1 protein-coding gene is annotated in these 293 nt (G+C 51.9%); it reads right to left on the reverse strand.

Annotated elements, in window-relative coordinates; translation table 11 throughout:
- Window positions 1-293 (reverse strand): DinB/UmuC family translesion DNA polymerase (locus tag AWR36_RS16410; protein ID WP_456299179.1); only part of this gene is annotated, 293 nt, incomplete at both ends.

Raw genomic sequence — 293 nt, forward strand, 5'->3', positions numbered from 1 at the left:
TGGAACGTATGCTGACGCTCACAAACTGACACACCTTGTTCTGCTGGCGTAATTTTTCGCCCGCTCGGGACACATACGCCGACACCGCTTGTGCCATTTGCTCCCAATCCGTGACCGAGCGGCCAAAAGAACGGGATGAAATGATTTGCCGTTCCGAGGACTCATGTGAAGTCAGCCCGAGACAGGCCTCTCCTCTCAATTCACGAACAATACGCTCCACCGTCACCGAGTAACGACGGCGAATCCATTTCAAATCACAACTTTTCAAATCGTATGCCGTCAAAATGCCTTGG

It is taken from the genome of Microbulbifer flavimaris, assembly GCF_001641755.2.
In the GTDB taxonomy this organism is placed as follows: Bacteria; Pseudomonadota; Gammaproteobacteria; order Pseudomonadales; family Cellvibrionaceae; genus Microbulbifer; species Microbulbifer flavimaris.